Here is a 13,048-nt window from a genome sequence, read left to right on the forward strand (position 1 = left end):
CGGCACGCGAGAAGCGGGCAGACCTCTCGCCGCGTCGAGGTGCTTGCGGTCAAGTAGGGGCCGGGCCGGGTCAGACCGGAGACTGCGGCGAGGTGCGGTGGCGACTGCGGAACGTGGCCATCTTGGCCCGGTTGCCGCACTCGGCCATCGCGCACCACCGCCGTGAGGTGTTACGCGAGCCGTCGACGAACACCCAGCGGCAGTCGTCGCCGCGGCAGGCCTTGACCCGCGGCCAGTCCGGCCGGGCCGTGGCGCGCAACAGCGCCGCGACGGTTGCGGCGCCGATGTCGCCGGCGAGATCGCCCGGCACGTCCGCGCGCAGTGACGGCGCACCGCGCAGATCGAGGCGCAGGGCCAGCCCGTCCAGGCCGGCTGTCTCGCTCAGGTCGGTGTCGATGCCGTTGTTGCGCAGGGCCAGGCCGCGGATCAGCAGGCGCAGCGTGCGCAGCGTCGCGACGTTCTCCGGGTCTTCCGGGCGCCCGCGAGTGGCCACTGGCGCGCCCAGGCCCCGCCACCAGGCGCGGACCGAGCGAGCATCGGCGAACTCGTCGCGCTCGCCGTGAGCGGTGTTGGCCACGGCGAGGAGCAGCTGCTCGTCCCCGAGACCGGGCCAGGAGATCGTCCGCGCCATGTAACCACCATACAGGGTTACGTGGTTGCCTGCGCCGAGAACCGATGTCACTCGGGTCTGTTCGAACCCGACCACGGCCACGAGCCGAACCGGACCGGGTCCGCCCCATGTCAGCGCCGGCCGTGGCGGCGGCGGAGGATGACGACGGTGCCGGCGACCACGAGCAGAATCGGAAGCACGAGCCCCCACAACAGCAAGCCGTTCATCAATTGCCTCCCGCCTGAACCGGCCGCTCGCACGGCGTGGCATCTCCGCTCCTCAGGCTTCCCGGACTCGACCTGGCCGGAATCATCCGGGCCGGGTGAAGGCTCGCCGGCGGGCCGGCGCGCCGCACACCGGCCGGATGAACCCGGCTCAGACGTGCGCGAGCTCGCGGCCGTGCACGGTGACGGCATAGATGACCAGCACGTCGAGAGCGATGATGATGACCGAGCCGAACGGGTACGCGCGAACGAACAGCACGTTGGCCACGGCGCTGAGCACCGCGACACCGACCGCGATCACCCGCGCCCACATCGCGCCGCGGGCCAGGCCCACGCAGGCCAGCAGCGCCAGCACACCGAGGCTCAGGTGGATCCAGCCCCACGCCGACAGGTCGACGCTGACCGGCATCCCGGCCTCGTCGAAAGCGAGAACCTCATCGCCGACGATCGCGGCCAGCCCGATCACCGCCTGGAACGCCCCGAGGATGAACAGGATCGCGGCGGTGAAATACAGAACCCAGACCCAGCCGGTCGCTTTCTGATCTTCCGCAGACATGTCGAACGCCTCCCGGTCGTCTCGCGCCCGCCCATACTCCCGCCGCGCCGACCGCGATGCGCCATCCGCGGCGAGCGAAGCCGGGGCCTATCAGGCCCGTCGGACCGAGCACCTGGGCAGCGGCGGGAAGCGATGGTGGCCGAGGCGACGAGGAGATGGCCGAACCTCTTGATCCGCGATCGTGCGGCAATGCCGGAATCGTGCCATCCACATGGCGGCAATTCCGCTCGCTGAAAATGTGTTACGCACCGGCGGCCTTGATGTGCCGGAAATCCTCTGGCATATTCGTGAATCTCGATGGGAGCGCTCCCAGCGCTTCGTCCGTCTGCCAGGCGTACGCATGCGGTCTCTCCGCCGTCTGCGTGCGCGGACTCCCGTCTTCACATCGGAGGAACCCACATGACTTCTTGGACGCGTCGCCGGCTCGTGGCCGCCGGGTTGACGATCGGCTCCCTGGTGGCCGCCGGGGCTGCCGTCGCCGTCTCCGCGCCCTCCGCGCAGGCGCTGGAGAACGGCGTTGCCCGGACGCCGCCGATGGGATGGAACAGCTGGAACACGTTCGGGTGCAATATCAACGAGACGTTGATCCGGCAGATGGCGGACGCCATTGTCTCGTCCGGCATGAGCGACCTGGGATACAAGTACGTCGTGGTGGATGATTGCTGGTTCAATCCGAATCGGGATTCGTCCGGCAATCTGCAGGGTGATCCGTCGCGGTTCCCGAGCGGGATGAAGTCGCTGGGGGATTATCTGCATGGCAAGGGGTTGAAATTCGGCCTGTACGAGGTGCCGGTCGCCAAGACGTGCGCGCAGGGCACGGGTGGCTATCCGGGGTCGACCGGTAGCCAGGGTCACGAGGCGCAGGACGCCCGGCAGTTCGCCGCGTGGGGGGTGGACTATCTCAAGTACGACTACTGCTCCGGCAGCGGCACGATCAACGATCAGGTGACCACGTTCGCGAAGATGCGCGATGCGTTGGCGGCGACCGGCCGGCCGATCGTGTACAGCATCAATCCGAACAGTTTCCACTGTTGTACGGGCCCGCAGCGGAACTGGGGCGATGTGGCCAACATGTGGCGGACCACGGAGGACATCACCAACCGGTGGGACACCGGGAATACCAACGGATATCCGATGGGTATTCAGAACATCGTCAACGTCAATGTGCCGCTGGCCGGTAATGCCCGGCCGGGGGCGTTCAACGATCCGGACATGATGGAGGTCGGTCGAAGCGGGCTGACCGACACCGAGCAGCGTAGTCATTTCGCGTTGTGGGCGATGATGGCCTCGCCGTTGATCGCGGGCAACGACATCCGGTCGATGTCCTCGGCGACGCAGACGATCCTGAAGAACGCCAACCTGATCGCGATCGATCAGGACAGCCTGGCGGTGCAGGCGACGCAGGTGTCCAACGACGGCTCCCGGCGGGTGCTGGCCAAGAAGCTGGCCAACGGGGACGTCGCGGTGGCGTTGTTCAACCAGAGCGGCGGCACCACCACGATCAGCACCACGGCCGCGGCGATCGGCATGTCGGGCAGCTCGTTCACCCTGCGCGACGTGTGGAGCAACGCGACCAGCACCACCACCGGCGCCATCTCGGCCAGCGTCCCGTCCCACGGCACCGTCGTCTACCGGGTCAGCGGGGCCGGTACGCCGACCTCGCCGCCGACCTCGCCGCCGACCTCGCCGCCGACCTCGCCGCCGACCTCGCCGCCGACCTCGTCGCCCACGTCGGAGCCCCCGTCGTCCAGCCCGACGACGCCGCCGGCCGCCGGCGGCTGCCGGGTCAGTGACACGGTCAACGCCTGGAACAACGGCCTGACCGCCAACATCACCATCACCAACACCGGCACGAGCATGATCAACGGCTGGTCCCTGGCCTTCACGCTGCCGAGTGGCCAGACCATCACCTCCGGCTGGAACGCCAGCTACTCGCCCAGCTCGGGCCAGGTGACGGCCAGGAACGTCTCCTACAACGGCGACCTCGCACCGAACGCGTCCGTGACGATCGGCTTCCAAGCCACCCACACCGGCAACGCCGCCGCTCCTACCTCGTTCACCTTGAACGGTGTCAGCTGTGCAGTCGCCTGACCGCCGGACAAAGCGCCGGGCCGCGCCGCCCGGACCCCGCTTCCGGGCATTCCTCACCGTTCTCCTCTCCATCGGCGCGCTGTTCCTGGTTACCGGCCGGGCCGCCGCGGCGGCGGGGTCCTCCGCACCCTCCGACCTCCATGTCACCGCCATCAGCCCGACCTCGGTGACCCTCGCCTGGACCGCTTCCACCGGCGATCCCGTCGGCTACTCGCTCACCTACTGGCCCGCCTTCGGCGACGTCGGCTACAGCCAGCGCGTCGGCGACGTCACCACCGCCACCGTCACCTCCGGCATCAGCCCGAACGGTCAGGTCCAATTCACCGTGCAGGCCCTCGACGCCGACGGCCACTACTCGACGGCGAGCAACGCGCTGGTCGTGGTCACCCCGGCGAACACCACCGGCGACATGACCGCGCCGACCGCCCCCGGCAACCTCACCCTGACCGGGGTCGGGCCGGCCGGCGCGGAGCTGACCTGGACGGCGTCCACCGACGACGTGGAGCTGACCGGCTACTACGTCTACCTGTTCGACGGCTGGTTTGTGTCCCGGTATCTCGGCACCACGACCGGCACCTCCTTCACCGCGCCGATCCTGAGCACCCAGACCGGTATGGTCCGCTACTACGTGCGCGCACGCGACGCGGCCGGCAACCTGTCGATCGCCTCCAACCAGGTGTCCACGACCGCCACGCCGCCGACCACCCCGCCACCGACCACACCGGCTACCCGGTGCACGGTCGCCTACAAGACGACCAGCGACTGGCCGGGCGGTTTTGTCGCCGAGGTGAAGCTGACGAACACCGCGACCACCGAGGTGAGTGTCTGGTCCCTGGCCGTGTCTCTGGGCGGCGACCAACGCGTCACGTCGTCGTGGGCGGCGAAATGGGCCCAGTCCGGCTCGACAGTCACGTTGACCAACGAGACCTGGAACGCGACCATCCCGCCCGGAGCCGACGTCACGGTCGGCCTGGTCGGCACGTACGCGAAGAGCAACGCGCCGGCCACGACGGCCGCGCTGAACGGCACGGCCTGCACCCTCGCCTGATCTGTCACGGTGTCGTCGTTAGCGTTCACAACGCGACGGCATTACTTCAGCCGGCGGTGAATTGCTCCCTCACGTAGTTACCGAAAAAGTGTTATGTGGGGCCTCGGCCGAGGCCGCGGCCGGGCGTATACATATCGACAGACGTCATTGACGATCGGCAATAGTTAACGTTAACTTTGCGACACGTGACCGTTGCCGCCGGGAGGAGTTCCGAGGATGCACGCGTCAACTTCCGGGCGTACGTTCCGGTTCCTGCTCGCCGTTGTCCTGGCGCTCGCCGGGACAACCGTGGTCCAACATCGGGCGTACGCCGGCACCTCGCAGTTCCACGGGGTGAACTGGGCCGATCAGCGCGACAACTTCGTCGACGGCGTCCTTTACGTGTCGGGCCTCGGCTCGGCCGACACGTACGCCTCCGCGGCCGTCGTCGCCGATCGGGTCGTCGGGCAGCTGTACTCGATCACCGGCGCCGACACCGTCCGCATGCCGATCAACGAGCCGACCGTCGCGACGTACTGGACCACCTACACCGGCGCCATCGACCAGGCGCTCACCCGGGGCAAGGTGATCCTGGCCTACTGGGCCCACGCCAACGGCCGCCCGGCGAGTGCCGCCGCCTACGACCGGATGTGGGACACCGTGGTGGCCCGGTACGCCGGCAACAGCAACGCCTACTTCGAGGTCATCAACGAGCCGTACGGCTACTCCACGCCGGATCTGAACAACTTCTACACCGGCTGGCTCGCCCGGCACCCGGACGTGCCTCGCGGCCGGGTCATCCTCGACGGCGCCGGGCTCGCCCAGAACGTCGCCGCGGTCGGCCAGGACACCCGGCTGAACGGGACCCTGCTCGCCGTCCACGACTACTCGTTCTTCGCCGGTTACGAGGACGAGACCTCGTGGGCCAACCACATCGCGAGCTCCATCGGCGGGTACGCGTCGCGGACCGTGGCCACCGAGTGGGGCGGCCCGATGAGCCCCGGCAGCAAGAACGGCGTCTCGTACGACACCATCGACTACAACATCCCGAGCGGCTCGTTCTTCGCCGACTACCTCCGGGGTGTCAGCAGCAAGCTGCGCGAGCTCGGCGTCGGCAGCGTCTACTGGCCCGGTCTGCGCGATGGCGACTGGTACAGCCTGACCCGGCGCACCGGCAGCGGATCGAACCTCACCCTGACGCTGACCAACCCCTCCGGCCTGAACCGCCTGCGGTACGCCTGGGGCATCGGGACCGGCGGCACCACCACTGTTCGCATCGTCAACGCGGCCACCGGCCGGTACGCCGACGGTTGGGGCCGGACCGCGGCCGGCAGCGACATCGCTCAGGGCTCGAGCAGCGCCAGCGCGAACCAGCAATGGGTGATCGAGAACTCGGGCACGTTCGTCCGGCTCAGGAACGTGAGCACGGGGCTCTATTTCGACGGCATGGGCCGGGCTTCGAACGGCGCCGCCGCCGGGCAGTATCCGGCCAGTACGTCGGCCAATCAGCAGTGGTCCGTGCTCACCGACGCGAACAACGTGCGGCTGCGCAACCGGGCCACCGGTCTCTATCTCGACGGCATGGGGCGTACGGCGAACGGCGCCGCCGTTGGTCAGTACAGCGATTCCACCAGCGCCAACCAGCGCTGGCGGATCGTCGCCGCGGGATGAGGCAACCACACATCGAGAAGGAAGCTGACAGATGAACCAAGTGCCCATCCACCCTCGACGCCGTACCCGTGGGTCCGCCCGGCTGTTGGCCGGTGGAGCTCTCGCCGTGGTGACCGTGGTGGCGTCGGTAGCCGTGGCCACCCTCGCGCACGCCGATCTCAGCGGCCCGCCCGGGACGACGCTGAAGGCGGCGGCCGAGCGGAGCGGCCGGTATTTCGGCGCCGCCATGGGCCGCGACCGCCTCAGCGACTCGGGGTTCCTCACGATCGCGAACCGCGAGTTCGACATGATGACGGCCGTCAACGAGATGAAGCCCGACGCGACCGAGCCCAACCAGGGCCAGTTCTCCTTCGCCGCCGGGGACGCGATCTACAACTGGGCCGTTCAGCACGGCATGCGGGTTCGCGGCCACACCCTCGCCTGGCACGCCCAGCAACCCCGGTTCTGGGGCAGCCTCAGCGGAAGCGCCCTGCGCTCGGCGATGATCGAGCACATCAACGGGGTGATGGCCCACTACCGGGGCAAGCTCGCCTATTGGGACGTGGTGAACGAGGCCTTCGCCGAGAACGGCAGCCGGCGGTCGTCGAACCTGCAGTCCACCGGGAACGACTGGATCGAGGTGGCCTTCCGCACGGCCCGCGCCGCCGACCCGTCGGTCAAGCTCTGCTACAACGACTACAACATCGAGAACTGGTCGTACGCGAAGACGCAGGGCGTCTACAACATGATCCGCGACTTCAAGGCCCGCGGCGTGCCGATCGACTGCGTCGGGCTGCAGACCCACTTCACCGGGGGTAGCTCGCTGCCCAGCAACTTCCAGACCACGCTGTCGAGCTTCGCCGCGCTGGACGTGGACGTGGCGCTGACCGAGGCCGACGTCACCAACGCGGCGACCAATCAGTACCAGGGGCTCACCCAGGCCTGCATGAACGTCCCGCGGTGCGTCGGCATCACCACCTGGGGCATCCGGGACAGCGATTCCTGGCGCGGCAGTGAGAACCCGCTGCTGTTCGACCGCAACAGCAATCCGAAGGCCGCATACTCCGCCGTCCTCAACGCCCTGAACGCCGCCTCCACCACGGTGCCCGGCACCAGCACCACGCCGCCGACCACACCCACCAGCACGCCGCCGAGCACCCCGACCAGCACGCCGCCGACCACGCCGCCGACCACGCCACCGGTCACCGGGCAGCCGGGGGCCTGCACCGCGACGTACCACACCATCAACAGCTGGGAGGGTGGCTTCCAGGGCGAGGTGACGGTGACCAACAACGGCTCCGCCACGCTCAGCGGCTGGACCGTCAACCTGACGCTGGCCGGCGGGCAGAGCGTGGTCAACCTCTGGAACGGTGTCAACACCGGCGCCAGCGGCGCGATCACCGTCCGGAACGCACCGTACAACGGGTCTCTGGGCGCCAACGCCTCGACCAGTTTCGGGTTCGTGGCCAACGGCAGCAGCACGGCGCCCGGGAACATCTCCTGCACCAGTCCCTGACCGGCCGCACCTGCCGGCCCCTGAGCATCGACACCGCAGGACCCGGAGCTACCCGCTCCGGGCCCTGCGCCGCGTCGAGGCCACCTCATCGGGATCAGGGCAGGAACTTCACCTCCGGGAACACGCGGCTCGGTCCATCGAGCAGGTGGCCGTCGCGGCGTCCCCGCAGGTGCAGGTCGAAGAAGGCCAGCGGATAGGCCCGCTGGATCTGCACCGCCCGGCCCGGATCCAGCGTGCCGATCCAGCCCTGCACGTCTTCGGTGCTCAACCCCACGATCGGCGCGAGCTCCGTGATCAGGACTTGATAATCGGTGTACGACGGATGGAGCGCACCCTCGACCCGAATGTTGAGCCGCCAGCCGTGCAGGTGTGACCAGAATGCCGCGACCGGCGGCGCCTCGGCCCGGGTGAACGCGGCGGTCATCAGCATGACCGGCCGATCCAGGTCGGCCAGCGGCGGCGGGTTCGACTCCATCGGCCCGTCGAGAATCAGCCCGGCCCGCACCCGGCGGTCCCGGTCCATCAGCAGGGCGGTCGCCGTGCCGCCCTTCGAATGGCCGAACATGCCGATGCGCTTCAGGTCGAGCGCCGCGCCGAGCCCGGCCGGCAGCGGCCGATGGTCGATGTCGGGGTTGTGTCCGCGGGCCACGACCTCGAGCTGGTCAAGGACGAACCCGACGTCGTCGGCGAAGTCGGGCGGCAGCATCACCGGGCCCTCGCCCGGCACGATGACGCGCCCATCGGGGAACTGGCTGAAGGCATCGTACGTGTGATCCACGGTGACCACGATGTAACCGTGACTGGCCAGCTCCTGAACGACGATGGTGTTCTGCGAACGGTGATCGTGCGCGGCGTGTGAGAAGACCACCACGGGCATGCGTACGCCGGAGGGGTGCACCGGCGCACCGGTGTGCCCGGCGGTGCGGGGCGCGAGCGCGGCGTCCGGATCGAAGCCGGCCGACTCGAGCAGCAGGCGGAACGGCGCGGCGTCCATCCACGGCGCGAGCGGGTACGACCAGGTCCGGTGCGCGGGGTACCAGACGCTGGCCATCAACTCCCGGACCCGGCCCCGATAGGCGCGGGAACGGTCGGCCAGATGAAGGTTCACGGTGCCCACTGGGTACGGCCCGGTGGGGCCGGGCAACCGCAGGCGTGACGGGCCCGATCGGGTCGCGGGGGTCCGGGAGACCAGGGGCACGGCGAGCCCCGCGGCGAGCAGGTTCCGGCGTGACAGGGAAACAGTCATGGCCGGGAATCTACGCCGAGTATATACGCGAGGTATACCCCCCGTGTATGGTCATCTCATGAGCGTTCCGCTGACACTGCTGGGCCTGCTCGAGCGGGAGCCGAGCCATGGCTACGACCTCAAGCGCGACTACGACACGTTCTTCGGCCGGGGCAAGCCGCTGCCGTTCGGGCAGGTGTATTCCACGCTGGCCCGCCTCAGCCGGGACGGCAAGATCGTGATGAACGAGGCCGAGCCGGGCGACGGCCCCGACCGCAAGCGCTACGTGATCACCGAGCAGGGCGCCACCGAGGTCAACGCGTGGCTGGCCGAGCCGGTCGCCCCCGAGCCCAACCTGCAGAGCATCCTGTTCTCCAAGGTTGTCCTGGCCCTGATGCTGGAGCGGCCCGCCGAGCAGTACCTCGACGCCCAGCGGGCCGCCCACCTGCAGCGGATGCGGGAGCTGACCGAGATCAAGCGCGGCGGCGGCCTGGTCGACGGGCTGCTGGCCGACCACGGTCTGTTCCACCTGGAGGCCGACCTGCGGTGGATCGACACCACGGCGGCCCGGCTGGACGCGCTGCGCCGGGAGGTGCGGCGATGACGCTCATCGAGGCACGCGGCGCCGAGCTCTCCTTCGGAGCGACACCGGCCCTGCGGGGGGCCGATCTCGCGGTGGCGGCCGGCGAGATCCTGGCCGTGATGGGGCCGAGCGGCTCCGGCAAGTCGACGCTGCTGCACTGCCTGGCCGGCATCCTGGTGCCGCAGGCGGGCGAGATCCACTTCGACGGCCGGCGGATCGACACGCTCGGCGAGAACCAGCGCAGCGCGCTGCGTCGTGACCAATTCGGGTTCGTCTTCCAGTTCGGACAGCTCGTTCCCGAGCTGACCGCCGAGGAGAACGTGGCGCTGCCGCTGCTGCTGGGCGGCACCCGCCGCGAACCGGCGTTGCGTGCGGCCCGGGCCTGGTTCGATCGGCTCGGGCTCGGCGGCCTCGAACGCCGCCGGTCCGGAGAGCTGTCCGGCGGCCAGGCCCAGCGCATCGCGCTGGCCCGGGGGCTGGTCGCCCGGCCGCGGATCCTGTTCGCCGACGAGCCCACCGGCTCGCTTGACTCGCTGACCGGCGAGCACGTCATGGACCTGCTGGTCGCCTCGGCCCGGGCCGAGGGCACGACCGTGGTCCTCGTGACCCACGAAGCGCGCGTGGCGGCGTGCGCGGATCGGGAAGTCATCGTGCGCGACGGCAAAGTCACGTCGCTGGCGCCGGCCCCGGTGCGCCCGTGATCCGCCTCGGGCTCCGCCTCGCGCTGGCCGGCGGCCGCGAGGCCATGGTCCGGCTCACCATCATCGTGGTCGCCGTCGCCATCGGAACCGGCCTGCTGCTGAGCACCCTGGCCGGCCTCAACGCGGTGCAGACGCAGAACGAACGGTTTGCCTGGCTCAACACCGGCGCCCGCACCGATGCCGTCGGCACGGCCGACCCGGCCTGGTGGCTGCTGCGCGGCGACTACTTCCACGGCGACCGGATGGCCCGGGTCGAGGTGGCCGCCACCGGTCCCCGCTCGCCCGTGCCGCCGGGCATCCCGCGGTTGCCCGGCCCGGGGGAGTTCTACGTCTCGCCGGCGCTGGCCCGCGAGATCCGGGCGACACCGGCCGACCAGCTCGCCGACCGGTTCCCGGGGCGCCAGATCGGCACCATCGCCGAGGCCGGTCTGCCCGGTCCCGACTTCATGATCGCCGTCGTCGGCGATACCCCGCAGCATCTGTCCCGGCAGCCCCACGTCATGCGGGTCACCCGGATCGAGTCGATCGATCCGAGCAGCTGCTCCGGCTGCCGGGTCGGCACCGATGCCGACGGCATGGCGTTGCTGCTGTCCGTGGTGGCGGCCGCGCTGATCTTCCCGTTGCTCATGTTCATCGGTACGGCGACCCGCCTGTCCGCCGCCCGGCGCGAGCAACGGTTCGCGGCGATGCGGCTGATCGGCGCCACCCCACCGCAGATCTCACTGATCGCCACGGTGGAGGCGACCCTCGCGACGCTGATCGGCCTGCTGGCCGGATTCGGGGTCTTCTTCGCCCTGCGACCGGCGATGGCCACGATCACCTTCACCGAGACGGCCTTCTTCACCGGCGACCTGTCGCTCAACCTGCGTGACGTCCTGGCCGTGACGATCGGCATACCGGTGGCCGCGGCGGTGGCCGCCCGCGTCGCGTTGCGCCGGGTCCAGATCTCCCCGCTCGGTGTCACCCGCCGGGTCACGCCCAAGCCGCCCCGGATCTGGCGGCTGATCCCGGTGGCGCTGGGTGTGGCCGAGCTCGCCTACCTCGTCGGCCGTCGGCCGCCGACGACCGACGGGCAGGTCGTCGCGTACCTCTCCGGGATCTTCACCGTGATGATCGGCATGGTTGTCGCCGGCCCCTGGCTGACCATGGCCGGGGCGCGGCTGCTGGCGGGCCGGGCCCGCCGGCCGGCCGCGCTGATCGCCGGGCGGCGGCTGGCCGACAATCCGCAGGCCGGCTTCCGGGCCGTCAGCGGCCTGATGCTCGCGCTGTTCGTGACCGCGGTGGCCAGCGGCATCATCTCCACCATCGTCGACAACCGCGGCACACCGGTCGATCGCGGCTCGGCGGCGAACGTGGCACTGGTCCAGAGCTTCTGGCCGAACATGGGCCAGAAGGCCTCGCTGCCGACCGATCCGGCCGCGATCCCGCCCACGCTGCGGTCCGCGCCCGGTGTCCGCGGCGTGCTGGTCACCCGCCTCAACCCGCAGTTCCGGCCGGACATCCTCAGCGACACGCTGCCCGGGCTGGTCGCGTGCTCGGAGCTCGCCTCCCATCCGCTGCTCGGCCGGTGCCCGCCCGGCGCCCAGGTGGCCGAGGTGAACCCGGATCTTCAGGGACAGCACGACGGCGGAACCATCGGGCCGGTGACGACGTGGCGGGCGGCCGCCGTCACCCCGGCCGGCCTGGCCGCGCTGCCCATGCTGTCGGTCGTGGTGCAGACCGACGGCCGCGCCGCCACGATCGAGCGGTCCCGGACCGCGCTCGAGAACGCCTACCCCGGGCGGGACCTGCCCGCCACCAACGGCGAGCACGACGGCGACTTCGGCAAACAGCTGGTCCAGTGGCAACAGCTCGCCAATGTGGTCATCCTGACCAGCCTGCCGATCGCCGGATGCAGCCTCGCGGTCAGCGTCGCCGGCGGCCTCACCGACCGCAAGCGGCCGTTCAGCATGCTGCGGCTGACCGGAGCCCGGCTCGCGACGCTGCGCCAGGTGGTCGCGCTGGAGAGCGCGGTGCCGCTGCTGCTGGTCGCCGCGCTGGCCACCGGCGTGGGCTTCCTCACCGCCCATCTCTTCCTGCGGGCCCAGCTGGACTATTCGCTGCATTCGCCCGGCCTTTCCTACTACCTCGTGGTATTCGCCGGCCTGGCCGCGTCCCTCGGCATCATCGCCTCGACCCTGCCCCTGCTGCGCCGGATAACCGGCCCCGAGACGGTCCGCAACGAATGAGGCGCTCGATCACCACAGGGCGTCCGCCCGGCGATCCACCTGCCGGGGCTGTGGCTCAGAGCACGGCGAGCCGGTCCACCAGCAGCTCCACCCTCGCCTCGGCGAGCTCGGGCAGCAGCCGGCCCGTGCGGGTCAGGGTCGCCAGGCCGTGCAGCGACGACCAGAACACCTCGGTGAACAGTCCCTTGTCGACGCCGTCCCCGGCGACCTCGCCCAGGGTTTCCAGCAGCGCGGCAAAGGCATCCTTCAGCGGCGCCGGGGTGTCCTCCCGCGCATACGCCAGGCCACCGTCGAGCTGGAACAGCGCGTCGTAGACCGCCGGATTGCGCGCGGCGAAATCGAGGTACGCGCGGGCCAGGGCGGTGACCCGGGCTCTCGGGTCGCCCGCCGCCTCGGTCGCGGCCCGGATCTCCGCGGCCATCTCGGTGGCGCCTTGCAGGGCGACCGCGCCGATGATCTCCCGTTTGCCGCGGAAGTGGCTGTACAGGACGGGCTGGCTGTACTCGATGCGCTCGGCGAGCCGGCGAGTGGTGACCGCGTCCCAGCCCTGCCGCTCGGCGAGATCCCGGGCGGTCGCCACGATGAGGCGCTCGCGCTCGGCCCGTTCCCGCTGCTTGCGTTCCGTTACCGACATGGC

Annotated in this window: 11 protein-coding genes; 7 read left to right on the forward strand and 4 right to left on the reverse strand. The window is 70.2% G+C overall.

Features of this window, described 5'->3' with window-relative positions:
• Positions 1-70: 70 nt before the first annotated feature.
• Positions 71-631 carry a CGNR zinc finger domain-containing protein gene (locus ACFQS1_RS32295; protein ID WP_378975730.1) on the reverse strand — a complete coding sequence of 187 codons (561 nt, stop codon included), beginning with the start codon at positions 629-631 and terminating at the stop codon, positions 71-73.
• A 354-nt stretch (positions 632-985) separates the two neighbouring features.
• A complete protein-coding gene (locus ACFQS1_RS32300) occupies positions 986-1,390 on the reverse strand; it encodes a DUF7144 family membrane protein (protein ID WP_378975732.1) in 405 nt (134 codons plus the stop codon).
• 399 nt (positions 1,391-1,789) lie between these two features.
• Here ACFQS1_RS32300 and ACFQS1_RS32305 point away from each other — a divergent pair, with 399 nt between their 5' ends.
• The 4 genes from ACFQS1_RS32305 to ACFQS1_RS32320 all read left to right on the forward strand — a co-directional run bounded on the left by ACFQS1_RS32305 (position 1,790) and on the right by ACFQS1_RS32320 (position 7,674).
• On the forward strand, positions 1,790-3,481 hold the full coding sequence (locus ACFQS1_RS32305; protein WP_378975734.1) for a cellulose binding domain-containing protein: 1,692 nt from the start codon (positions 1,790-1,792) through the stop codon (positions 3,479-3,481).
• The gene (locus ACFQS1_RS32310; RefSeq protein WP_378975736.1) at positions 3,468-4,529 is read left to right on the forward strand and encodes a cellulose binding domain-containing protein; all 1,062 of its coding nucleotides are present in this window, start codon (positions 3,468-3,470) and stop codon (positions 4,527-4,529) included. The genes ACFQS1_RS32305 and ACFQS1_RS32310 overlap by 14 nt, the downstream gene beginning before the upstream one ends.
• Positions 4,530-4,745: 216 nt before the next feature.
• Positions 4,746-6,179: an RICIN domain-containing protein gene (locus tag ACFQS1_RS32315; RefSeq protein ID WP_378975738.1), complete on the forward strand. Its 1,434-nt coding sequence runs from the start codon at positions 4,746-4,748 to the stop codon at positions 6,177-6,179.
• 31 nt (positions 6,180-6,210) lie between these two features.
• Positions 6,211-7,674 carry a glycoside hydrolase family 10 protein gene (locus ACFQS1_RS32320; RefSeq protein ID WP_378975740.1) on the forward strand — a complete coding sequence of 488 codons (1,464 nt, stop codon included), beginning with the start codon at positions 6,211-6,213 and terminating at the stop codon, positions 7,672-7,674.
• Positions 7,675-7,768: 94 nt separating this feature from the next.
• On the opposite strand, the gene ACFQS1_RS32325 is transcribed toward ACFQS1_RS32320, so the two are convergent.
• Positions 7,769-8,920: an alpha/beta hydrolase family protein gene (locus tag ACFQS1_RS32325; protein WP_378975742.1), complete on the reverse strand. Its 1,152-nt coding sequence runs from the start codon at positions 8,918-8,920 to the stop codon at positions 7,769-7,771.
• 58 nt (positions 8,921-8,978) lie between these two features.
• On the opposite strand from ACFQS1_RS32325, the gene ACFQS1_RS32330 reads away from it, so the two are divergent.
• From ACFQS1_RS32330 to ACFQS1_RS32340, 3 genes are read left to right on the forward strand one after another with little or no spacing between them, the layout of a single operon-like run.
• Entirely contained in the window at positions 8,979-9,503 is a 525-nt protein-coding gene (locus ACFQS1_RS32330; protein WP_378975744.1) for a PadR family transcriptional regulator, read from the forward strand.
• Positions 9,500-10,183 carry an ABC transporter ATP-binding protein gene (locus ACFQS1_RS32335; protein WP_378975746.1) on the forward strand — a complete coding sequence of 228 codons (684 nt, stop codon included), beginning with the start codon at positions 9,500-9,502 and terminating at the stop codon, positions 10,181-10,183. Before ACFQS1_RS32330 ends, ACFQS1_RS32335 begins: the two co-directional genes overlap by 4 nt.
• Positions 10,180-12,411, forward strand: coding sequence for an FtsX-like permease family protein (locus tag ACFQS1_RS32340; RefSeq protein ID WP_378975748.1), 2,232 nt, complete (start codon positions 10,180-10,182; stop codon positions 12,409-12,411). Before ACFQS1_RS32335 ends, ACFQS1_RS32340 begins: the two co-directional genes overlap by 4 nt.
• Positions 12,412-12,466: 55 nt before the next feature.
• Here ACFQS1_RS32340 and ACFQS1_RS32345 read toward each other — a convergent pair whose 3' ends face one another.
• On the reverse strand, positions 12,467-13,045 hold the full coding sequence (locus tag ACFQS1_RS32345; RefSeq protein WP_378975750.1) for a TetR/AcrR family transcriptional regulator: 579 nt from the start codon (positions 13,043-13,045) through the stop codon (positions 12,467-12,469).
• Between the last annotated feature and the right edge of the window lie 3 nt (positions 13,046-13,048).

Source organism: Paractinoplanes rhizophilus (genome assembly GCF_042664765.1).
GTDB classification, from domain to species: domain Bacteria; phylum Actinomycetota; class Actinomycetes; order Mycobacteriales; family Micromonosporaceae; genus Actinoplanes; species Actinoplanes rhizophilus.

Coding starts and splice junctions, on each gene's coding strand:
- ACFQS1_RS32325 (WP_378975742.1), bottom strand. CDS start 8,920: ATGACTGTTTCCCTGTCACGCCGGAACCTGCTCGCCGCGGGGCTCGCC.
- ACFQS1_RS32305 (WP_378975734.1), top strand. CDS start 1,790: ATGACTTCTTGGACGCGTCGCCGGCTCGTGGCCGCCGGGTTGACGATC.
- ACFQS1_RS32295 (WP_378975730.1), bottom strand. CDS start 631: ATGGCGCGGACGATCTCCTGGCCCGGTCTCGGGGACGAGCAGCTGCTC.
- ACFQS1_RS32315 (WP_378975738.1), top strand. CDS start 4,746: ATGCACGCGTCAACTTCCGGGCGTACGTTCCGGTTCCTGCTCGCCGTT.
- ACFQS1_RS32345 (WP_378975750.1), bottom strand. CDS start 13,045: ATGTCGGTAACGGAACGCAAGCAGCGGGAACGGGCCGAGCGCGAGCGC.
- ACFQS1_RS32300 (WP_378975732.1), bottom strand. CDS start 1,390: ATGTCTGCGGAAGATCAGAAAGCGACCGGCTGGGTCTGGGTTCTGTAT.
- ACFQS1_RS32335 (WP_378975746.1), top strand. CDS start 9,500: ATGACGCTCATCGAGGCACGCGGCGCCGAGCTCTCCTTCGGAGCGACA.
- ACFQS1_RS32320 (WP_378975740.1), top strand. CDS start 6,211: ATGAACCAAGTGCCCATCCACCCTCGACGCCGTACCCGTGGGTCCGCC.
- ACFQS1_RS32330 (WP_378975744.1), top strand. CDS start 8,979: ATGAGCGTTCCGCTGACACTGCTGGGCCTGCTCGAGCGGGAGCCGAGC.